Source organism: Streptomyces sp. NBC_01267 (assembly GCF_036241575.1).
Classification (GTDB): domain Bacteria; phylum Actinomycetota; class Actinomycetes; order Streptomycetales; family Streptomycetaceae; genus Streptomyces.
In genome coordinates this window covers 941795-963995 of sequence record NZ_CP108455.1, presented here as the reverse complement: position 1 = coordinate 963995, position 22201 = coordinate 941795, and the positions used below count along the sequence as shown (strand labels likewise).

Below are 22201 nucleotides of genomic sequence, written 5' to 3'. Positions count from 1 at the left end.
CGTCATGACCGAGATCGTTCTGATGTCCGACCCGAAGGTCGCGGCCGTGCCCGTTCAGGAGTGCGGCGAACGGCTCATGGATGTGCGCCGGGGCAGCCAACTGCTGGTCGACGAGCGGAAGTGGCAGGACTCCGCGGGTGCCTTCGCCCACCTTCGGGAAGGGGTACTCGACCGGCTCCTCGCAGCACAGGCACAACTGCCCGGGGGACTACGACTGCTGTACGTCGAGGGATATCGCCCGCCGGCCCTCCAACGCCGCTACTTCGACGAGTACGCGGCCGGACTCCGTGCCGACCACCCGGAATGGGCCGCCGAACAGGTCCACTCGATGGCCAGCCGGTACGTGTCCCCTCCCGGTGTCGCACCGCACAGCGCGGGCGCGGCCGTCGACCTGACGCTCGCCGATGCCGACGGCCGTGAACTCGACCTGGGCACCCGCATGAACGCGACCCCCGAGGAGAGCGCGGGCGCCTGCTACACCCGGGCCGAGCACATCAGCGACGAGGCCCGCTCCCACCGGGCCGTCCTGAGTACCGCGCTCACCGCCGCCGGCCTGGTCAACTACCCCACGGAGTGGTGGCACTGGTCGTACGGAGACCGCTACTGGGCTCTCGGTACCGGAGCGGCAGCCGCGCACTACGGGCCGGTGGAACTCACGTGACCGCTGGGTTGATTAGGCACCCGCACGGATGCCGTTGCCACCGGGACGGCGTGACGACATGGCCGGAACCTGTGATCAGTACGGCAGTCGGTCGCTCAGGTCTGCCGTACCGGCAGTAGGCCGCTCCGGTCAGGACCGACCGGCACGGGCAAGCGCGTCGGCGGCCTGAGCAGCCAGCGCGGCGACAAGTTCGGCTGCGGGTGGCAGATCGGTGACGAGGTCGACCGCCTCGCCCGCCCATACCGGCAACCGGGGCACATCGCCCCGTGCCACATCAGCGCGATAGTCCCGCTGGGCGTCGGCGGACGCCGCGAGTTCCGCCTCGCGGCCCCGCCACCGGTCGAGGTAGGGATGACCGAGGGTGCGGGACGTGTACGCCGACGGCCATGCGGAGCTCCGGGCGATGTCGAGGACGCTGCTGCGCTCGGTGTCCTGCCCGCGCCCCTGGACGATCGCCTCGGCGGTCGACGGGGCGACCAGGGCCTCGGCCGTGGCCTGGAAGCGGGTGCCGATGAGCGCCCCGGCCGCGCCGAGAGCCAGCGCGGCGGCCACGCCGCGGCCGTCGGCGATCCCCCCGGCCGCAAGCACCGGCACCGGCCCCGCCAGATCCACCACGACGGGGACGAACGGCAGCGTGGACCGCCCGTGCCGGGCGCCGTGCCCACCGCTCTCGGTGCCCTGCGCCACGACGACATCGGCGCCCAGGTCCAGCGCCTGCCGGGCCTCCTCCAGATCGGTGACCTGAACGATCACCGCCGCACCGGCCGCACGGATACGTTCGGCGAACGGGCCGGGATCGCCGAAGGACAGCATCACCGCCCCGGGGCCGTACTCCAGCGCCTGCTCGACCCCACGGACATCGGCCGCCCAGCTCAGGAACCCGACACCCCACGGTCTCCCGGCGCGCGCCACGATCGGCAACTCGCGGGCCAGCCAGTCCCGTTCGCCGCCTCCGGCGCCCAGCAGCCCGAACCCGCCGCCGAGGGAGACAGCCGCCGCCAATGCGCCCCCGGCCGATCCGCCCATCGGCGCCGACGCGATCGGGTGCCGCACACCGAACAACCTCGTGAATGCCGTCGACAGTTTCATGCCCTCACCCATCCTCCGTACCGGAACGCGTACACCTCGTCGTCACCGTCCGCCTGCCGTCGTCGCGGTGGAGCCCGCACCGGGGCTCGCGGAGGCGGACGACGGCGGGTAGCTCGGATGGAGCGAGGAGGACAGCGGAGCCAGCGAGCCACACATCGGGGTCGGGAAGGCGGGCTCGCGGCGCTGGACGTCCTGGCAGCCTCCGGCGGCGCCTTCGGCGATCGGCACCCAGCCGGAGCTCTCGGCCCTGAAGAACCAGCGGTCGCCCAGCCGGGACGAGCAGCCGGATCCTTCGGCCTCGCCGCAGACCGGTCCGGTGCGCCAGGAGAACGTGAGCACCAGCCACCTCCCGCGGCAGTCCTCCGCGTCCCGGTACGTGTGTGCGGGCGCGTCGACCGCGATCAGCGCCTGGTCGTAGGAGGCGGCGGTGCAGCCGGTGGCAGGCGGCGTGCACCCCAACTGGCCGCACAGCCGCAGCGCAGGAGGCGTGGCACCGTCCGCGGTGAAGGTCACGTCGTTGTCGACGATCAGCTTGCGGTCGCCCAGCGGGCCGGGCAGCGTGACCCGCGTCGTGGCGGGGCGTTCCTTCGTACAGCCGGAGCGTCTGTCCGACGCAGGCGAGGAGAAGGTGATCTGCACCCACACCGTGTTCGGCACGGAGTCGGTGACCACCGCCTTGAGGTCCCGCTCGCACGCGGGAGCGCCGCTGGGCACCGTGGTGTCGAGGATCAACGTGCGCCGGTCGTCGGTGAGGCGGGCCCCGGTGACCGCGGACGGCTGCGCGGTGGTCCACGGGAACCCGGACGCCGCGTTCGACGGTGACGCCGCTCCCGCCCGGCCGGCCACTTCCGTCCCGCACGCGCCGAGGACCAGCACAGCCACGGCGCACAACACAGCGGCCACTGCCGCTCTGTGCGTTCTGCCTGATGTCACGAGCGCTCAATCCCCCTGTACCGCACCGACGTCGACCGGGCCAATATAGATCCGGCCCCTCGGTGGGGAGGCCGGAACCAGCTGCCCCTGTCCGGGATCCGGGGAGGCGTGGCGCAGGCGTTCCCACCGGCTCCGCGGCCCCAGGGCCCTGCCGGTCCTCGTCCCACCGGACGACCACTGTCTCGAACCGGAGATAGAGACCGGTGCGACCAGTTCCGCCCTGAGCAGCTGCCGCTGGGTTCGTCCGCGCCCATAGCCTTGATCTGTGAAGCGAGACGACGACCGGCTCCTGCCGGTCCTGCTGCTGTGCGCCCAGGCCGCCGTGTGGCCCGGCGCGGCCCTGGTGCGTGGGGCGACCCCGCCCCCGTCGGCCCTTCTGATGGCGCTGCTGGTCGGCGGGACGGTCACGGCCGCGCTCGCCGTCCGCCGGGCCCGGCCGGTGGTGACCCTCGTGCTGGTTGCCGCCGCCTGCGCGCTGGGCGCGGGACCGCTGCCTGTAGGCGCGATGGCGGTACTGGGAACAGCCGGGGTCGGGCTCGCCCTGTTCGCCGTGGCGACCGGGCGCGACACGTTCACCGCTCTGCTGTGCGTCACGGCTCTCGCCCTGTGGCAGCTCGTGCACGGCCTGAGCCTGCACGGTCTCAGCGACCGCGACGGGCTCGACCTCGTCCTCACCGCCCTTCTGTACACGGTCGCGTGCGGCACCGGCCTCCTGGTGCGACGGTCCCGGCACACCCGGCGGACGGCGGAGCTTCGCCTGAAGCGGGCCGAGACCGAGCGCCACCGCCTGCCGGTGGCCGAACGGCGCCGGATGGAGCGCGAACTGCACGACGTCAGTGCCCACCACCTCACCGCCGTGATCGTCTCCGCGGGCGCCGCGCTCGAACTGCGTGACCGGCGTCCCGAACTCACCGACGAGGCCCTGGCGTTCGCCGTCGGGACGGGACGTACGGTCACCAGCGCGCTCGGTGCGGTACGTGCGCCGGCGCCCTCGCAGGACGAATCCGCCTCACCGCAGGAGCGGTTGCGGGAGCTGGTCGACGGCTTCGGCCGACTGGTCCGGCTGGCCGACTGCGCGATCGGTCCACTGCCGGACAGCGCCGTCGCGGAAGCGGCGTTCGGCATCGTGCGTGAGGCGCTGACCAACGTGGCCCGCCACGCCCCGGGCGCCCGTACGAAGGTGGTGTGCCGGTACGGCGACACCCGCACGGACATCACGGTCACCAACGCGCCCCCGCCCGCGGGTTCGACGGCGCACGGCGCCGGTCTCGGCGGCGGACGGGGACAGGGGTTCCTGCGGTCCAGGGCCCGGGAGGCGGGCGGCACGCTGAGCAGCGGACCCACGGCGGACGGCGGCTGGGAGGTACGCGCCGTTCTCCCCGGGCGGACCGCGGCCCCGGTGGAGAGGGCCGCGTCGTCCACGTACCGCCTGGCCCAGGTCGTCGCCGCCGTCGGCCTGTGCGCGCAGCCCCTGCTGCCGACTCTGGTCGTCCACTCCCAGGAACCGTCGAGCGGATGGCAGGTACCGGCGGGCGTGCTGTTCGCGCTGCTCGCCGCCGCCCAGGCGGTCGCCCTGCTGTGGCTGCGCCGGGCGCCGCGCGCCGCTCGAGGAGCCCTGCTCGTCCTGGCCCTGCTCTGGCCGGTCGCGATGAGTGCGTGCCACTACGGTGGCCCGGTCCTGCTGCCGCCCGCCCTGGGCGCCCTCGCCACCTGCGCGGCCCTCGCCGCGGACGCGTCCCGAGCGCGCCCGTCCCGAGCCCTTCCCCTCCTGGCCGTGGTCGTACATGCGACCGCCGCCACCGCTGCCGTACTGGACCGCGGCACGACGGTTCCGGTCTGGGAAGTCGTCGCGGGTACGACCGCCGGGGCCGTTCTGGCCGTCGGCGCGGCTCACCTGGGTGGGATCGTGCGCGGGCGCCGGGAGCGGGCAGCCCGGGGCGCGTACGAGCAGCGCACCGCCGCCTGGACCGAGGCGGCCGTCCGGGACGCGTGGGCCGAACGGCGCCGTATCGCCGCGGGTCTGGAGACCACCGTGCTGTCCCGCACCGCCGAGATGGTCGCGGAGGCCGAGGCGGGCCGCCTCGAAGCGACCGCCGACCGCGCCCGCGCGGCCCTGACCGCGATGCGCGCCCTGCTCGACACCGCCCGCGACGGGGGAGAAGGCGGCACAGCGACCGAGCTGCGTCCCACGCCCACCCTCCAGGCGCTCGACCTGCTCGCACACCAGACCCGCGCGACCGGCCGCGACGTCGAGATCCGGCTCACCTCCCGGGTGCCGGACCGCCTGCCCGCCGCCGTCGACCTGACTGCCTACTACGCCGCCGAGACGCTGCTCGCGGTCGGTGGTGACGCCCCTGCGGTGATCGAGATCGACACGGAGGACGCTGCGTTGAAGCTCACGGCCACCGGTGTGCCACCGGCCGCGCACCCCGCTGTACGGGAACGGCTGGCGGCACGGGTCGCCGCACTCGGCGGCACGCTCATCACCGAATCCACCGAATCCACGGCATCTACCGAATCCACCGGACCACCCGGAACGGCCCGCCTCCTGCTGCCACTCGGCGCCGACGTCGCGTCGGCCCGGGAGCAGGAAGACAAGGAGCGGGACTGATGGGCCTGAGGGTTCTGGTCGTCGACGACCAGGGCATCGTGCGCGCGGGGTTCGCCGCCGTGATCGACGCCGAGGACGACATGACGGTGGTCGGCGAGGCCGCCGACGGCGCCGACGCGGTGCGCCTCGCCGAGGAGTTGGCACCCGACGTCGTCGTGATGGACGTCCGCATGCCCGAACTCGACGGGATCGCCGCCACCCGGATCATCACCGGCAAGGAGAACGCACCGCGCGTCCTCGTACTGACCACCTTCGACCTCGACGCCTACGTCTTCGACGCGCTGAGCGCCGGCGCCTCCGGCTTCCTGCTCAAGGACGTGCACGCAGCCGAACTCCTGCACGGCATCCGGGTGGTGGCGGACGGCGAGAGCGTGCTCGCCCCGTCCGCGACCCGCCGCCTCATCGGCCACTACGCGTCCGGCGCGCTCACCGGCCACCGCCCGGTGAGCGGCCCGCGGGAACTGGAGACCCTGACCGCCCGCGAACGCTACGTACTCGGCCTGATCGCCGCCGGACTCAACAACGCGGAGATCGGCGAGGAACTCGGCATCACCGTCGGCACCGTCAAGTCCCACGTCAACGCGCTGCTGCGCAAACTCGGCCTCCGCGACCGGGTCCAGGCCACGATCCTCGCCTACGACCTGGGCCTCGCCCACCCCAACCACCCCGGCACGCACACCGCGTGACGCGCCCTCCCGCAACCGAAGGACCCGCTTCCGTGACCACCTTCCCGCGCCGCCTGCGCCACCTCCTCGGTGCCCCCGCCGCCCTCGCCTACCTCGCGCTCTGCGCCGCACTGCTGGTGTGGGCGCTCGTGGTGACCGGCATCGACGATTCCGGCGAGTCCATGGCCGGTGTCGTCCCGATCCTCGCCACCGCGCCCTTCAGCCTTGTCTTCCTCGGACTGCCGGACCACGCGGCGTCGTTCGTCGTCGCTGTCGCCCTCGGAGCGCTGCTCAACGGCGGTGTCATCGGCTGGTGCGCGCGCGCCCTGCGCAGGCGGTGACGGGCTCGACGGAGAAGCGGGCCACCCGCATGCGGCACTCCAGCCGACTCCTTGACCACCGATGAGCGCGCCCGTATTTTGTCATGGCAGTGTACAAATCCGCCCTTGGTCCACCTGTACCGGCGTTGTGCGCATACCGCGGAGTTCCAGATCCCACGCCCCTGTTCGTGCACGGGAGTTGATCCACCGTGGTGGCGGGCCTGATCCGCGAAGCCAGGACGACAGCGCCCTCGGCGCCCGGTGCCTCATCAGCCCCGTGACGAAGGAGTCAGATGAAACAGCGCAGCGCCCCGCGACGGCGAGTCCTCCTCGCCGTGCTGTCGTCGATGGTGTGCGTGACGAGCCTGGCCGGTTTCTCAAGACCGGCAGCAACTGCCCCCAGGCCGGTCTACCTGGACACCCACTACTCCTTCGAGGCCCGCGCGGCCGACCTCGTGTCGCGGATGAACTTCGGGGAGAAGGCGGATCAGTTGAATACCAACACCGCGCCGGCGATTCCGCGTCTGGGGGTGCAGGACTACACCTACTGGAGCGAGGGCGCGCACGGGATCAACTACATGGGCGCGGGGTTCAACAACCCCGCAGGTTCGGACCATCCCCCCGCGACGGCCTTCCCCGCGGGCATCGCGGCGACGATGACCTGGGACAAGGACCTGATGTACCAGGAGACCACCGCGATCTCCGACGAGGTCCGCGGGTATCTCGACAAGAGCCTCTTCGGCGTCGCCCCCAACAATATCGGCGGGTCGAAGACCGACTACGGTTCGCTGACGTTCTGGGCGCCGACGGTCAACATGGACCGGGACCCGCGCTGGGGCCGCAACGACGAGGGCTTCGGCGAGGACCCCTACCTGGTGGCGCAGATGGCTGGGGCATTCGTCAACGGGTATCAGGGCAACACGGAGACCGGGCAGTCCGCGAACGGCTATCTGAAGGTCGCCGCCACCGCGAAGCACTTCGCGCTCAACAACGTCGAGGACATGCGCAAGGCCGCCAACTCGGCGGCCACCGATGCCGACATCCGCGACTACTACACCGCGCAGTTCAAGAGCCTGATCGGGAACTCCCACGTCGCGGGTCTGATGACCTCCTACAACGCGGTCAACGGCACTCCGGCGGTGGCGAACACCTACACGGCCAACCAGATCGCGCAGCGCACCTACGGATTCTCCGGCTACACCACCGGAGACTGCGGCGCGGTGGCCACCGTCTACGACCTGCCCACCGCCGACTCCGCTGTCGCCGGACACAACTGGGCGCCGCCGGGCTGGACGACCGACGGCCTGGGGGACAACTCCACCTGGACGAACACCAGTACCGGGGCCAAGATCTCGGCGCAGGCCGGAGCCGAGGCGTACGCGCTGCGTGCGGGCTCCTACCTGAACTGCTACGGCTTCGAGAACTCGGCGGCCAACCTGCGAGCGGCCATCGACGCCGGGATCCTCAGCGAAGGCGTCATCGACACCGCACTGACCCGGACCTTCACCATGCGCATGTCGACCGGTGAATTCGACCCGGCGAGCAGTGTCCCCTACACCTCGGCCACCAAGGCGAACATCGAGAGCCCGGAGCACCAGGCGCTCGCGGAGAAGGTGGCGGCCAACGACCTGGTGCTGCTGAAGAACGACCATGTCGCCGGATCCTCGAAGCCGCTGCTGCCGGCCGATCCGGCAAAGTTGAACAACGTCGTGATCCTGGGCGACATGGCCGACAAGATGACCTACGGCGACTACTGGAATGTTCCGACCCATCAGACCAATGCGGTACAGGGTCTGACCAAGGCGATCAAGGCGGCGAATCCGCACGCGAACATTCTGTTCGACGCGGCCGGCACCTCCAGCACCGCCACCTCGCCGGCCACGCTGAGCGCCTCGACGCGGGCCGCGATCAGGAACGCCGACCTGGTGGTGCCGTTCGTCGGCATGAACACGGACAACGCGGGCGAGAACCACGACCTCACGTCCCTGGCCATGCCGGGTAACTACACCTCGCTGATCAACCAGGTGTCGGCGTTGGGCAATCCGCGGACGGCGCTGGCGATCCAGTCCGCCGGTCCGGTGAAGATCGACGATGTGCAGGGGAAGTTCCCGGCGATCCTGTTCAGCGGCTACAACGGCCAGGCCCAGGGCACGGCCCTGGCCGACGTGATGTTCGGCAAGCAGAACCCGTCGGGCCACCTGGACTTCACCTGGTACAAGGACGAGTCCCAACTGCCCGCCATGGACAACTACGGGCTGGACCCGGCGGCGACCGGCGGGCTCGGGCGCACCTACCAGTACTTCACCGGCACCCCGACCTACCCGTTCGGCTACGGCCTCAGCTACACCGACTTCGCCTACTCGCCGGCCACGGTCGACAAGAGGTCCGTCACGGCCGACGGCACGGTCGATGTGCGTTTCACGGTGCGCAACAAGGGCTCCGTGCCCGGCGCGGCCGTGGCGCAGCTGTACGCGGCGACTCCGCATGTCACCGCCCCCGCCGGAGCGACCGCCGTGCCGCTGCCGGCCAAGCGCCTGGCCGGGTTCCGGAAGACGCGGGTGCTGGCCCCCGGCGAAAGGCAGCAGATCACGCTGCCCGTGAAGATCGCGGACCTGGCGTTCTGGGACTCCACGGCGATGAAGTCGGTGGTCTACGACGGGACTTACCAGTTCCAGGTCGGGACCAGCGCGTCGCACATCACCTCATCGGCCGACGTCTCCGTCACCGGGGCTCTCACCCCCGAGGTGCAGCACGTCACGGTGCAGCCCGAGGCGGTGAACTTCACGGCGGGTGACACGATCGATCTGGCCGGAAAGAATCAGTGGATCAAGGACGACACCGACCCGGCGCAGCAGCTGGACCGGAACATGTCCGTGACGGCGGACGGTGTGGTGGAGGCGGCGAACAGCGATGGGTCGTTCGTGGACCTGTCGAAGGCGAAGGTGCGTTACTCCACCAGTGATGCGTCGGTGGCGACGGTGAACCACAACGGTCTGGTGACCATGGTCGGTTCAGGCGTCGCGACGATCCGGGTCACGGTGAACGGGGTGACGGGGTCAGCGGCGATCACGGTCCACCATCCGCCGGCGGCTACCGGTTCGACAGCCGGAGCCGGTTCTCCGAGGTGACGACGGCCTGCACGGTGTCCGTCCCGGCGGACGTGGAGCCCGGCACCTACGCACGCTCCGGAAGGCCGGCACAACTCGACGAACTCGGCTGCCGGGAAGCGCCCGGATGACGGAACTCGGCGCTCTCGCAGGCGCGCTGAGTGTCCGTCATGGGGGCTCGACCGGAATCCCCGAAGGGCATCAGCGGGCGGCGGTCACCCACGCCTCGACGTCGTCGGCGGCACGCGGCAGCCCCGACGACAGGCAGACGGCGCCGTCCGCGGTGATGAGGAAGTCGTCCTCGATCCGCACGCCGATGCCGCGCAGGTGGGCGGGGATCGTCAGGTCGTCGGGCTGGAAGTACAGGCCGGGCTCGACGGTCAGGACGTGGCCCGGCTCCAGGACACCCTGCAGGTAGGCGCTGTTGCGGGCGTCGGCGCAGTCGTGGCAGTCCAGGCCCAGCATGTGCCCGGTGCCGCAGACGGTGTAACGGCCGTACAGGGACCGGTCGTGGGGGCCGGCGCCGCCCGGGCGCAGGCCCCAGGCGTCCAGGCCCTCGGCGATGACGCGCGCCGCGGCGTCGTGGAAGTCGCCGAACCGTGCGCCGGGCCGCAGCGCGGCGATGCCCGCCGACTGGGCCGCGTACACCAGGTCGTACACCTGCCGCTGCGCATCGGTGAAGCGCCCGCCGACCGGCAGGGTACGGGTCACGTCACCGGTGTAGCAGGTGTCGGTCTCCACGCCGGCGTCCAGCAGGAGGAGTTCGCCGTCGCGGACAGGACCGTCGTTGCGCATCCAGTGCAGGACGCACGCGTGCGCGCCGGCCGCCGCGATCGTCTCGAAGCCGAGGCCGTAACCCTCCAGCCGGGCCCGCCGGTTGAACGTGCCCTCGATCCAGCGCTCGCCGCGCGCGAGCCGCATCGCGGTGGGCAGTTCGCCCGCCACGTCGTGGAAGGCGGCCACGGTGTGATCCACGGCCGCGCGCATCTGCTCGACCTCCCACTCGTCCTTGACCAGCCGCAGCTCCGAGAGGTATGCGAGGAGTTCGGACTCGGCCCCGGCGGCCGGCGGCGCCGCCGCGTCGACCACCGGGTCCTGGCCGCGCACCACCCGGGTCGGGACGTCCGGGGCGAGGGCGCGTGCGAGGTCGTCGCGGGGGAGAGCCGTGAGGCCCAGGGCGTCGGAGGTCTCCGCCAGGGTGCGGCGCCGGCCGGTCCAGAACTCGCCGTAGCGGCGGTCGCGGTAGAACTCGGTGCCGTTCGGCCCGCCGTCGCGCGGGGAGCGCGGCCGGGTGAACACCATGGCGTCGTGGCCGGTGCCCGTCGGCTCCAGGACGAGGACGCTGTCCGGGGCGACGCCGGCGCCCTCGTCCGCGGTGAGGTGGAGGTACGCGGAGTGCGGACGGAAGGTGTAGTCGAAGTCGTTGCTCCGGACCTTGAGGCCGCCGGCCGGGACCACGATTCGCTCCCCAGGGAAGCGTGCGGACAACAGCGTGCGACGTCTGGCCGCGTACGCCGCTCCGGGCAGTACCGGCACCGCGGGAGCCGCCTCGGCCCACCCTCGTGTGAAGCACTCCGCCAGCGTTGGCGGCGCCGCGCGGTCGTGGCTCGCGCCCTCACGCGGCTGTATGTCGTCTCGCGCCACCGTGTGCTCCGTCCGTCGGGAACCCTGTGCGGCGACAGTACTATTTCACATGGTACGGAAACAGGGGTGTCGCACAGGGGATGTCACTCCGCCCGCGCCGCCTGCCGGTACGCCTCTCCCCGCCGGTACATCTCTCCCCGCTGGTACGCCACGACGGCGACCATCAGGTCTGCCCGGCCCGTCCCGCCGGTCGGGCGGCGGCGACCGGCCCCAGGGCGAAGACCCGCTCCACATCGAGGAGTTCGGTCATCGCAGCACGAATCCGGGCAGGAGCGCGTCGCGCGGATCGACGGTGAAGCGGCATGTGCCGACCGCGTGTGCGGTGCCCGTCACCGCCGTGACGACCGCCGGGATCCCGTGGACCGCGGTCTGCTCGGTGATCCGGGCGTGGAACACCGAGCCCACCACGGACTCGTGCCGCAACTCGTCGCCCCGGCGCAGCTGTCCGGCGTCGGCCAGGACCGCGATCCTGGCCGACGTGCCGGAACCGCACGGGGACCGGTCGACCTGGCCGTCCGCGAACACCGTGATGTTGCGCTGCTGCACCAGCCGACTGCCGTCGGCCCGCAGTTCGGTGGGCCCGGTCTCCTCGGTGAAGATGGTCCCGTAGATCCCGGACAGCCGCGGGTCGAGAGGGTGCTCGGCGGCGCGGGCGGCGTTCAGCGTGTCGCGGATCTCCCGCCCGGCGGCGGTGAGTTGGGCGACGTCCTGCGGCCGGACGCGCAGCCCGACGGACGCGGCCGGTACCACCGCGTACATCGCGCCGCCGAACGCGATGTCGACGGTGACCTTCCCGCAGGAGGTCGGCACGTCGACGCCGTGCGCGTGGACGTAGGCGGGCACGTTGGTGAACGTGACGTCCTGGACCTGCCCCTTTCTGGTCCGGACGCGCGCCGTGACGCGCCCGGACGGGACGTCGATCACGACGTCGGTCAGGCCGTCGGCAGGTGCCGGGACCCGGCCCGAGGTGACGGCCCATGCGCCCAGGGCGATCGTTCCGTGCCCGCACGCCGTGGAGAACCCGTCGTTGTGCCAGAAGAGGACACCGAGGTGGGCGCCGGCGTCGTCGGGCGGAACCAGGAATCCGCCGTACATGCCCGCGTGGCCGCGCGGTTCGCCGCACAGCAGCGCCCGGACCCACTGCACGTCCTCACTTCGCGTCGCGACGACCCTGCGCTCGGCAACGGTCGGTCCCTCGCCCGTCACCTCGGCCGGGCCGTCCACGACGATCCGGAACGGTTCGCCGCCGGTGTGCCAGTCGATCGTCTCGATCGGCTGAGTCCTCGTCATCCGCATCTCACTTCCAGGTAGACGTCGACACCCTGCGCGTCGGTGTTATGGGGCAACTGGAAACAGTGCTGGGTCCCGGAGTATTGCCCACGACGTCACCCAGTGCAATGTTACATACCGCCGCCCGCTTCCTCGGGTGGCTTCCCCTTCATTCCCCCCACTGGAGATGCGATGCACTGTCGACCAATCCTGCCCAGGGTTCTGGCCGCCGCTCTGGCGGCCGGAGGGCTCGTCGCCGGCCTGATGAGCACTCAGGCAGCCGCGGTGACCAGCGACACGGGGCATGCCTCGCCACCGGCCGTGTCGGTACCCTCGGCGGCCGTGCGGGCTGCCCAACAGCACGGGAAAGTCACGCCGACCGGAGCCGAGACCGGTCAGTCCCAAGCCGTCGCCACCAGCGCCAAGCCGTTACCCGCGAAACTGCGCGGGGCGCCGGCCGGCCTGGGTTCGGCCAAGCCGTCCAAGCCGCACCTGTCCGCACACGCGGCACGCAACGCGGCGGGTGCCGCCCGGTCTTCCGCCGTCACGTCGTGCACCACGTCGGACTTCTCGGGCCGGTCCGGCAGCGACCTGGTGTCGTACATCAAGACGGTGGACTGGAGCTCCTGCATCAACCCGCTGTTCAACCTGACGGGTTCGGACGCGCACGCCGTGTTCAACCAGTCCCAGATGCTCGCGGTGGCGAACGGCGTCGCCGACGCGGCAGGCTCCTACACCGGTGACGACTCCGGCGGTCTGTACGAGCTGATGTACTTCATGCGGGCCGGCTACTACGTGCAGTACGGCGACCCCCAGGACGTCGGCACGTACGACTCCACGCTCCGCAGCGCCATCGAGAACGGGTTCAACGCGCTGTTCGCCAGCAGTCACGCGAACGACGTCAGCGCGGGCAACGGCAGTGTGCTGGAGCAGGCGTTCGTCCTCACCGACAGCGCCCAGGTGCAGGGGGACTACCTGGACGTCTACGGCCGCTACCTCAACGCCTACACCAGCAGTTCGTGGGACGCCGTCCCGGAGATGGACCGGGCGCTGAACGCGATCTACACCCCGCTGTGGCGCGGCCCGTCGCTGTCGGACTTCGTCACCGCGATCACCGCGAAACCTGCTATTGCCGACACGCTCTACAACTTCACCCTCAACCACCGCGACCTGCTCGGCGGGGACAACGACGTCCTCGACTCGAACGCAGGCAACGACCTGGGCAACCTGATCCAGATACCCGCCCTGCAGAGCAAGATCCGCCCGCTCATCAAGGGTCTGCTGGACGGCTCGTCCATCACCGGTGCCACGGACAACCTGTGGGTGCACGTCGCCTACCGGGCCACCGTCGGGGACCCCGACCAGTGCTCCTACTACGGCGTCTGCGACCTGACGAAGCAGCTCACCTCGGCCGCGCTGCCGATCAACAACGCCTGCAGCAACTTCACCATCATGGCGCAGGCGCTGACGGCGAAGGAGCAGACCGACGTCTGCACGAGCCTGTCGAACGAGGTTGCGTTCTACCAGAATCAAGTCAAGACCACCACGCCCATCCCCGGTGAGTACTTCAACCTGAAGATGGTCATCTTCGGGAGCAGGACCGACTACACGACCTACTCGTGGGCGATCTTCGGCAACGACACCAACAACGGTGGCGAGACGCTGACCGGCACGCCGACCGACCCCGGCAACATCGCCTACTCCATCCTCTACCAGTGGCCGACCGACAACGGGTTCACGGCCAACGCGTGGAACCTCAACCATGAGTTCGCGCACGTCCAGCAGTCCATCTACGACATGAAGGGCGACTTCGGCACCCAGATCACCGTCCCGGACGTCTGGTGGATCGAGGGTCAGGCGGAGTACGTCTCCTACTCCTACCGCAACCTCACCGACGACGGCGCGCTGACCGAGGCCGCCAAGCACACCTACAAGCTCAGCCAGCTCTTCCAGAACACCTACGCCATCGACGACGAGACCCGCACCTACCCGTGGGGTTACCTGGCCGTCCGGTACATGACCGAGAAGCACCCGGACCAGATCCAGGCCATGCTGGCCAAGATGCGGACCGGGGACTACCAGGGTGCCTACGCCGTCTACAACAACATCGGCACCAGCTACGACGCCGATTTCGACGCCTGGCTCGACACCCTGGGCGGTGGCAGCGGCGGCGGCGGCTCGGCCACGGCCTGCACCGACACCAACACGCAGGTGATGGGTCAGAACTGCTTCCGGTCGAACCAGTCCCGGGTCGCCGGTGACACCGACTACCTGTGGGTGTGGCTGCCGGCAGGCACCACCACGCTGAAGGTCACCACCAGCGGCGGCAGCGGCAATGCCGACCTCTACTACGACCCGACGACATGGGCCGGCCCGTCCACCTTCACCGAGAAGTCCACCAACTCCGACAACACCGAGAGCATCACCGTCAACAACACCGAGGCGGGTTACCGGTACATCAGCCTGTACGCGGTGACCGACTTCAGCGGAGTGACCGTCACCACGTCGTTCTGATCCCCACCTGAACGACACCGCTGAAATGACCCGAGGCCGTGGCCCGGTCGACTCCGGTCGGCCTGGCCACGGCCTCGGCGCGTGCCGATGGCGTACGGCCCCGCGAGCCCGGCGTGCTCCACACGAGAAGCCCTAGCTCCGCCGGGCCCCGTAATGCCGGGCGGCCCACGCCCGGAAGTGCGGTGCCCGGGCGATGAGTTCCTCGTAGGCGGCCAGGGCCGCGCCGAAGAGCGTCTCCGTGACCTCGTCGGACACCCGCTCCCGGTGCCACACCAGTACATAGCGGCACCACAGCGGTGTGCCGGTCAGCGGCTTGACGACCACACCCGGGTTCGGCTTGCACGTCGCCTGGACGAGGGAGATCCCCAGCCCGTCGGCGATCATCCGCTGCAACTGGTCCCGGTCACCGAGGTACTCGTGCACGGTGGCGGGTCTGAAGCCGGCCGCCTGGAAGGCGTCGTAGCAGACACCGGGCCAGCCCGCACCGTCGTCGGGTGTCATGAACCATGCGTCCCCGGCCAGATCGAGCAGCGGCACGTCCAGTTGGCCGCTCGCCGGGTGGGCGGCGGGCAGGGCCACGAAGCTGGGCTCGGTGACGATGCAGCGGTGCGCCACGGCTTCCGAATGCCCCAGATCCCGTCCGGGATAGTCGACCGCGACGGCGACGTCCAGCTTGTCGTCCTCGAGCAGCCCGATGATCTCGGCCGAGGAGTACACGCTGCTCACCTGCGTGGTCAGCGCCGGCAGGACGGTGCGCGCCCGCTGCAGGAGCCCCGGCAGGATGGGCGTGTTCGTCGCGGCTACCCGCAGCACCCGACCGGTCTCGCGGCGTTCCGCGGTGGACCGGCGCCCGATCGCGTTCGCCAGCGCCACCACCTCGCGGGCCTGCACCACCACCTCGACCCCGAAGCGCGTCGGTGTCACCCCCGCACTGCCCCGGACGAAGAGGTCCTCGCCCATGAGCCGCTCGATGCGCTTCAGCTGGCTGCTGACCGAGGGCTGTGAGCACCCCAGGACGGTGGCCGTCCGGCCGAGGCTCATCGTGTCGGCGATCGTGCACAGAATCCGCAGGTGTCGGAGTTCGAGTTCCATCAGTACCCGTCCCAGTTCTCTCAGGGTCTCTCAGGAGTGTGCCAACTTTACTTCTGATCTTTGCTTTTTGGGCTCTGGTGCAGGCCGGAGATCTTGGCAGCGGACTCGGGCCCGCACCGCGCGGTGAAGTAGTCCCGGACCAGCGGGACAAGGGTCGGCTTCGCGGACTGGTCGGCCTTCGCCGAACCCGCCTTCGCCTACCCGCCTTCGCCGAACCAGGCTTCGTAGTCCCGGACTTCGCGGGCGCGGTCGGCATCAAGATCTGCGAAGGGACGGCGGCCCCCGATGAGTTGGCGTCCCGCTTCACGTTCACCCGGCAGAAATCCAGGCTCGGGATGGGCGTGGAGGCCGTCGGCCGCGCCGCCATGGAGGTGATCGCGCACGGGCCGGACCTCCGGAGCCTGCTGCCGGTCCCGGTGCACGAGGTGGTGCCCGACTCCGGTCAGCAGCACGGCCGTTACCCGATTCTGCGGCATCGTCCATCACTTCGGTTCCAGGTCTATGCCGTGTGACATTGCATTGGTACCTTCGTTCCACCACCAGTTAAGGAGCTGAGCATGACCAACTCCGCGAGGCCCTGGCACGGAGTCCACGTCGCCACGCCCCTCCCGTTCCGCGATGATCTGTCGGTCGACTACGACGCCTTCGCCGAGCACGTCCGCTTCCTGGCCGCCGGCGGCTGTGACGGCGTGACGCCCAACGGCTCGTTGGGCGAGTACCAGACGCTGACCGTCGAGGAGCGTGCCCGCGTCGTCGAGACCGCAGTCCAGGCCGCCCCCGACGGCTTCGGCGTGATGCCCGGCGTGGCCGCGTACGGTGCCTTCGAGGCCCGCCGCTGGGCCGAGCAGGCCGCCGAGGCCGGCGCCACCTCGCTGCTGCTGCTGCCGCCCAACGCCTACCGGGCGGAGCGGGCGGCGGTCGTGGAGCACTACCGCGAGGTCGCCAAGGTCGGGCTGCCGGTCGTGGCCTACAACAACCCGATCGACACCAAGGTCGACCTCACCCCCGAACTGCTCGCCGAGCTCTTCCAGGAGGGCACGATCGTCGGCGTCAAGGAGTTCACCGGAGACGTCCGCCGGGCCTACCAGATCGGTGAGCTGGCGCCGGGCCTCGACCTCCTCGTCGGCGCCGACGACGTACTGCTCGAACTCGGCATGGCGGGTGCCGTCGGCTGGATCGCCGGCTACCCGAACATGATCCCGCGCAGCACCGTCGAGCTGTACCGGCTGGCCACCTCCGGCGACCCGGCCGACCTGGCCCGCGCGCTGCCCGTCTACCGCGACCTGCACCCGCTGCTGCGCTGGGACTCCAAGACCGAGTTCGTGCAGTCCATCAAGCTGTCGATGGACATCGCCGGGCTCAAGGGCGGCGCCTGCCGGCCGCCGCGGCTGCCGCTGTCGCCCGAGTGGACCGCCCGGATCACCGCCGACACCGAGGCAGTCCTCGCCAAGGGATACAAGTGAGGTCCCGCCGCACCTTCCACGCCGTCGACTCGCACACCGAGGGCATGCCCACCCGGGTCGTCGTCGGCGGTGTGGGCACCATGCCCGGCGCCACGATGGCCGAGCGCAGGCGCTGGTTCATGGAGAACAGCGACGACGTCCGCACACTGCTGATGTACGAGCCGCGCGGACACGGTGCGATGAGCGGCGCGATCCTGCAGCCGCCGACGCACCCGGACGCCGACTTCGGCGTGCTGTTCATCGAGGTGTCCGGTCTGCTGCCGATGTGCGGCCACGGTGCGATCGGCGTGGCCACCGTCCTGGTCGAGACCGGGATGGTGCAGGTCACCGAGCCGGTCACCACCATCCGGCTGGACACCCCCGCCGGACTCGTCGTCGCCTCGGTGGCGGTCGAGGACGGCGCGGCCACCTCCGTCACCCTCGCCAACGTGCCGTCCTACGCCCACGCACTGGACGCCGGCGTCGAGGTGCCCGGGTACGGTGAGGTGCGTTACGACCTCGCCTTCGGCGGCAACTTCTACGCGATCGTCGAACTCGCCGATCTCGGGCTGCCGTTCGACCGGTCCCGGGCCGGCGACCTGCTGTCCGCGGGACTGGCGGTGATGGACGCCGTGAACGCCGCGGATCCGCCCGTCCACCCCGAGCGCGACGACATCGTCGGCTGCCACCACGTCTACCTCAAGGCACCCGGGTCGACCGCCCAGCTGTCGCGGCACGCCATGGCCATCCACCCGGGGTGGTTCGACCGCTCGCCGTGCGGCACCGGCACCAGTGCGCGGATGGCGCAGCTCCACGCCCGCGGTGAACTCGCCGTCGGGCAGGAGTTCGTGAACGAGTCCTTCATCGGCACCCGGTTCACCGGACGCCTTCTCGGCGAGACCACCGTGGGGCCGCACGCCGCGGTGCTGCCCTCCATCACCGGCCGCGCCTGGGTCACCGGGACCTCGCAGTTCCAGCTCGACCCGAGCGACCCCTTCCCTGCGGGGTTCCTGCTGTGAACGTGCCCTCCACCTCCCACCTGCAGAGCCTGGGCCAGCGGCAGACGCTGCGCGAGCGGGTCCGGGACGCGCTGCGGGCCGCGATCATCTCCGGCGAGCTGGAACCGGGCGTGGTCTACTCCGCGCCCACCCTCGGCGCGAGGTTCGGCGTCTCGCCCACGCCGGTCAGGGAGGCCATGCTCGACCTGGCCAAGGAGGGCCTGGTCGTCGCCCAGCCCAACAAGGGCTTCCGGATCACCGAGGTCTCGGATCAGGACCTGGACAACCTCGCCGCGGTGCGCCTGCTCATCGAGCCGCCGACGGTGCGCGCCTGCGTGCCCGTCATCCCGGAGGAGGACTTCCCGACCCTGCGGGCACTGGCGCAGGCCATCGTGGACGCGGTCGAACGCGGTGACCTGGTCGGCTACGTAGGGGCGGACCACGTCTTCCACCTGACCCTGCTCGGCTACAGCGGCAACCGGCAGCTGGTGGACGTCGTGTCCGAACTGCGCACCCAGACCCGGCTGCTGGGCCTGGCCCCACTGCTGCACAGCGGCCGACTGGGCCACTCGGCAGCCGAGCACCACGAGCTGATGGACCTCATCGAGCGCCGTGACGCGCAGGCCGCCGAGAAACTGATGCATCGTCATATCGGCCATGTCCGCGGCCTGTGGGCGAGCGGCCCGGAGGAGTCGTGAGCACGGCGCTGCGCGGCGTCGGCCCGGGGCCCGCGGGCGGCGGGAGCGCGGACCTGGTGATCATCGGCGCGGGCGTCGTCGGTGCGGCAGCCGCGTACTTCGCGGCGCTCGCCGGCCGGCGGGTGGTCGTCGTCGAGCGCGGCGCCATCGCCGGCGGCACGTCCAGCGCGGGGGAGGGCAACCTGCTGGTGTCCGACAAGGAGCCCGGTCCCGAACTCGACCTCGCGCTGTACTCGCAGGCCGTCTGGCGGGAGGACCTCGCCGAGCACGCCGGCCGCTGGGAGTTCGAGTCCAAGGGCGGCCTCGTCGTCGCCGCGACCGCGCAAAGTTTCGCCGCACTGCGGGAGTTGAGCGTCCACCAGCGCGCGAGCGGGGTCGAGGTCCAGGACGTCGGCCAGGACCGGCTGCACGACTACGAGCCGCACCTGGCGAAGGACCTGGCCGGGGCCGCGTTCTACCCGCAGGACGCGCAGGTGCAGCCGATGCTGGTGGTCGCCCACCTGCTGCGCCTCGCCCGGGACAGCGGCGCGCACGTGCACACCGGCACCGAGGTGACCGGCTTCCTGCGCAGCGGGGACCGGGTCACCGGGGTCCGCACCAGCGCGGGCGACATCCCCGCCGCCGCCGTGCTCAACGCGGCGGGCACCTGGGCCGGCGAGGTCGCGGCCCTGGCCCGGGTGTCCGTCCCGGTCCACCCCCGGCGGGGCTTCGTGCTCGTCACCGAACCCATGCCGCCGCGCACCGTCCGGCACAAGGTGTACGCCGCCGAGTACGTCGGCGACGTCGCCAGCTCCGACGCGGCCCTGCAGACCTCGCCGGTGGTGGAGGGCACCGACAGCGGAACGATCCTCATCGGCGCCTCCCGCGAGCGGGTCGGCTTCGACCGCACGGTGTCCGTGCAGGCGATCAGCATGCTCGCGGCCAAGGCCGTCGCGTTGTTCCCGATGCTGCGGCAGGTGCGGCTGATGCGCACCTACCACGGCTTCCGCCCGTACTGCCCCGACCACCTGCCCGTCATCGGCCCCGATCCGCGGGCCCCCGGCCTGTGGCACGCCTGCGGTCACGAGGGCGCCGGCATCGGACTGGCCGCCGGCACCGGCAAGTTGATCGCCCAGGCCATGACCGGCGAGCAGCCGGGCCTCGACCTGGCGCCGTTCGCCCCCGACCGCTTCCCCGACCGGCACGAGGATCTTGCCGAGGGAGTCTCCCCATGACCTACCGGATGACCTTCCGCGGCACCGGAGTCCCCGCCGAGCCCGGCCAGAGCGTCGCCGCGGCCCTGGTCGCCGCCGGGATCACCGAGTGGCGCACCACCCGCAGACAGGGCCTGCCGCGCGGACTGTTCTGCGGCATCGGCGTCTGCTTCGACTGCCTGATCACCATCGACGGCGCGCGCGCCGAGCGCGCCTGCCTGGTCCCCGCGGCCGACGGCATGCGGCTGGGGGACGCGTGGGAGAGCGGCGGCGCGGCGGAGCCAGGGGACGTGCCGGAGGGCGACGGCGATCCGGAGTCCGGCGGCGCGCAGGACACCCGCGACGACGGCCGTGCCGCCCAGCACACCGAGGAGGACAGCGATGGCACACACGCATGACGTGATCGTGGTCGGGGCCGGGCCGGCCGGACTCGCGGCAGCCGTCGAGGCGGCGGAGGCGGGGCTCGACGCGGTCCTGGTGGACGCTGCCGGGCAGCCCGGCGGCCAGTTCTGGCGGCACTTCGACGAGGACCACGCTCGCCCGGAGGACCACCGCGGCCACCACGGCCTGCCCACCTTCACCGGCCTGCGCGACCGGCTGTACGCCCTGAGCGCCGCCGGGCGCGTCCGCTACCTGCCCGGCCACCAGGTGTGGCTCGCCACCCGGGGCAGCGACGGGACGTTCGCCCTACGCGTCACGCCCACCGTGCCGGACCGGAACGCAGACCCCGACGGCCCCGCCGCCGATCCCGTCGAGGCCCGCGCGCTGATCCTGTGCCCCGGCGGATACGACCGCCAACTGCCCGTGCCCGGCTGGGAGCTGCCCGGCGCCATGGCCGTCGGCGGCGTCCAGGCACTGCTCAAGGGCCACCGCACGCTCGCCGGCCGGTGCATCGTGGTCGGTGGCACCGGCCCCTTCCTGCTGCCGGTGGCCGCCGGGCTCGCGCGCGCCGGCGCGCAGGTCGCCGCGGTCGTCGAGGCCAACGCCACGCTCGGCTGGCTGCGCGACCCGGTCGGCACGGTCTCCGCCCCCGGCAAGGGAGTCGAGGCCGCGCAGTACGCCGCGGTGCTCGCCCGGCACCGCATCCCGTACCGGACCAGGACCGTCGTCCGCGCGATCCTCGGCGACGGCAAGGTCGAGGCCGCGCGGATCGCGAAGGTGGACCGCCAGGGCCGGCCGGCCGGACCCGAACGGGAGATCGCCGCCGACCTGGTGGCCCTCGGCTGGGGGTTCACCCCCTCGCTCGAACTCCCGCTCATGCTCGGCGCGGCGACCCGGCAGGACCTCGACGGCTCGCTCGTCGTGACGGTCGACGCGCTGCAGCGCAGCAGCGTCGACGGCGTGTACGTGGCCGGCGAGGCCACCGGCGTGGGCGGCGCCGCCCTGTCCGTCAGCGAGGGGCGGCTGAGCGCCCTCGCGCTGGCCGCCTCGCTCGGCCGCGGGCGGTCCGGTACGACGGCAGGTTCGGGTACGGCCCCGGGCTCCGGCAAGGCAGCAGGTCCCGTGGCCGGTATCCGCCGCCTCCAGGGCCGCATCCGGCGGGCGCGGCGGTTCGCCGCCGCCATGCACCGCACCTACCCCGTGCCGGCCGCCTGGCCGCGGTGGCTGTCGGACTCGACCGTGGTGTGCCGCTGCGAGGAGGCCACCTACGGCGACCTGCGCCATGCCCACGACGACCTGGGCGCGACCGACGCGCGCACCCTGAAGATGCTGGCGCGGCCGGGTATGGGCTGGTGCCAGGGCAGGATCTGCGGATACGCGACCGCGGGCATCGCGGCCTGCCTCGGTGGCCGCACGGTCACCGCGGACGACCTGCGCCCGCTCTCCGGCCGTACCCCCGCGGTCCCGGTGCGCCTCGGCGAACTCGCGGCCCTCGCCGAGGCCGTGACGGCCGGACAGGCCGACGGGGAACCCCGGCCGGACGACGGTCCGTGGATCGCTGGGGAGCAACCTGTATAGCCTGGG

General features: G+C 71.6%; 17 protein-coding genes and 1 pseudogene. 13 read left to right on the top strand and 5 right to left on the bottom strand.

Annotated features, from left to right (window positions below; translation table 11 throughout):
- Positions 1–4 precede the first annotated feature (4 nt).
- Positions 5–661 carry a M15 family metallopeptidase gene (locus tag OG709_RS04530; RefSeq protein WP_329164909.1) on the top strand — a complete coding sequence of 219 codons (657 nt, stop codon included), beginning with the start codon at positions 5–7 and terminating at the stop codon, positions 659–661.
- Between the two features lie 129 nt (positions 662–790).
- Here the strand turns inward: OG709_RS04530 and OG709_RS04525 are convergent, their stop codons facing one another.
- On the bottom strand, positions 791–1750 hold the full coding sequence (locus tag OG709_RS04525) for an NAD(P)H-dependent flavin oxidoreductase (protein ID WP_329164907.1): 960 nt from the start codon (positions 1748–1750) through the stop codon (positions 791–793).
- A gap of 42 nt (positions 1751–1792) precedes the next feature.
- A complete protein-coding gene (locus OG709_RS04520) occupies positions 1793–2626 on the bottom strand; it encodes a hypothetical protein (RefSeq protein WP_329169053.1) in 834 nt (277 codons plus the stop codon).
- A 322-nt stretch (positions 2627–2948) separates the two neighbouring features.
- On the opposite strand from OG709_RS04520, the gene OG709_RS04515 reads away from it, so the two are divergent.
- The 4 genes from OG709_RS04515 (at position 2949) to OG709_RS04500 (ending at position 9407) form a co-directional block, all read left to right on the top strand.
- Entirely contained in the window at positions 2949–5294 is a 2346-nt protein-coding gene (locus OG709_RS04515; protein WP_329164905.1) for a sensor histidine kinase, read from the top strand.
- Positions 5294–5980, top strand: a complete 687-nt coding sequence (locus OG709_RS04510; RefSeq protein ID WP_326695266.1) for a response regulator transcription factor — start codon at positions 5294–5296, stop codon at positions 5978–5980. The genes OG709_RS04515 and OG709_RS04510 overlap by 1 nt, the downstream gene beginning before the upstream one ends.
- A gap of 32 nt (positions 5981–6012) precedes the next feature.
- Positions 6013–6300, top strand: coding sequence for an SCO4225 family membrane protein (locus OG709_RS04505; protein ID WP_250300810.1), 288 nt, complete (start codon positions 6013–6015; stop codon positions 6298–6300).
- 272 nt (positions 6301–6572) lie between these two features.
- Positions 6573–9407 (top strand): glycoside hydrolase family 3 C-terminal domain-containing protein, encoded by a 2835-nt coding sequence (locus OG709_RS04500; protein WP_326695267.1) that lies wholly within the window; start codon positions 6573–6575, stop codon positions 9405–9407.
- A 180-nt stretch (positions 9408–9587) separates the two neighbouring features.
- Here OG709_RS04500 and OG709_RS04495 read toward each other — a convergent pair whose 3' ends face one another.
- Together OG709_RS04495 and OG709_RS04490 are read right to left on the bottom strand one after the other, a co-directional pair.
- Entirely contained in the window at positions 9588–11030 is a 1443-nt protein-coding gene (locus tag OG709_RS04495) for an aminopeptidase P family protein (RefSeq protein WP_401274980.1), read from the bottom strand.
- A 246-nt stretch (positions 11031–11276) separates the two neighbouring features.
- A complete protein-coding gene (locus OG709_RS04490) occupies positions 11277–12326 on the bottom strand; it encodes a proline racemase family protein (protein WP_329164901.1) in 1050 nt (349 codons plus the stop codon).
- Positions 12327–12491: 165 nt separating this feature from the next.
- Between OG709_RS04490 and OG709_RS04485 the strand changes: the two genes are divergently transcribed.
- A complete protein-coding gene (locus OG709_RS04485; RefSeq protein ID WP_266644131.1) occupies positions 12492–14813 on the top strand; it encodes a M9 family metallopeptidase in 2322 nt (773 codons plus the stop codon).
- A 132-nt stretch (positions 14814–14945) separates the two neighbouring features.
- On the opposite strand, the gene OG709_RS04480 is transcribed toward OG709_RS04485, so the two are convergent.
- Positions 14946–15905, bottom strand: a complete 960-nt coding sequence (locus OG709_RS04480) for a LysR family transcriptional regulator (protein WP_250300806.1) — start codon at positions 15903–15905, stop codon at positions 14946–14948.
- Between the two features lie 335 nt (positions 15906–16240).
- Between OG709_RS04480 and OG709_RS04475 the strand changes: the two genes are divergently transcribed.
- From OG709_RS04475 to OG709_RS04445, 7 genes and pseudogenes are all read left to right on the top strand, one after another.
- Positions 16241–16417 (top strand): hypothetical protein, encoded by a 177-nt coding sequence (locus OG709_RS04475; protein ID WP_250300805.1) that lies wholly within the window; start codon positions 16241–16243, stop codon positions 16415–16417.
- Positions 16418–16462: 45 nt separating this feature from the next.
- The gene (locus tag OG709_RS04470; RefSeq protein ID WP_250300804.1) at positions 16463–17368 is read left to right on the top strand and encodes a dihydrodipicolinate synthase family protein; all 906 of its coding nucleotides are present in this window, start codon (positions 16463–16465) and stop codon (positions 17366–17368) included.
- Positions 17365–18366 (top strand): proline racemase family protein, encoded by a 1002-nt coding sequence (locus OG709_RS04465; protein WP_250300802.1) that lies wholly within the window; start codon positions 17365–17367, stop codon positions 18364–18366. Before OG709_RS04470 ends, OG709_RS04465 begins: the two co-directional genes overlap by 4 nt.
- On the top strand, positions 18363–19043 hold the full coding sequence (locus OG709_RS04460; protein ID WP_250300800.1) for a GntR family transcriptional regulator: 681 nt from the start codon (positions 18363–18365) through the stop codon (positions 19041–19043). The genes OG709_RS04465 and OG709_RS04460 overlap by 4 nt, the downstream gene beginning before the upstream one ends.
- The gene (locus tag OG709_RS04455) at positions 19040–20257 is read left to right on the top strand and encodes an NAD(P)/FAD-dependent oxidoreductase (protein WP_250300799.1); all 1218 of its coding nucleotides are present in this window, start codon (positions 19040–19042) and stop codon (positions 20255–20257) included. Before OG709_RS04460 ends, OG709_RS04455 begins: the two co-directional genes overlap by 4 nt.
- Positions 20254–20478: pseudogene (locus OG709_RS04450) on the top strand ((2Fe-2S)-binding protein); the annotation flags it as partial. The gene OG709_RS04455 and the pseudogene OG709_RS04450, both read left to right, overlap by 4 nt.
- Positions 20479–20617: 139 nt before the next feature.
- Positions 20618–22195 carry an FAD/NAD(P)-dependent oxidoreductase gene (locus OG709_RS04445; RefSeq protein ID WP_329164895.1) on the top strand — a complete coding sequence of 526 codons (1578 nt, stop codon included), beginning with the start codon at positions 20618–20620 and terminating at the stop codon, positions 22193–22195.
- Positions 22196–22201 lie beyond the last annotated feature (6 nt).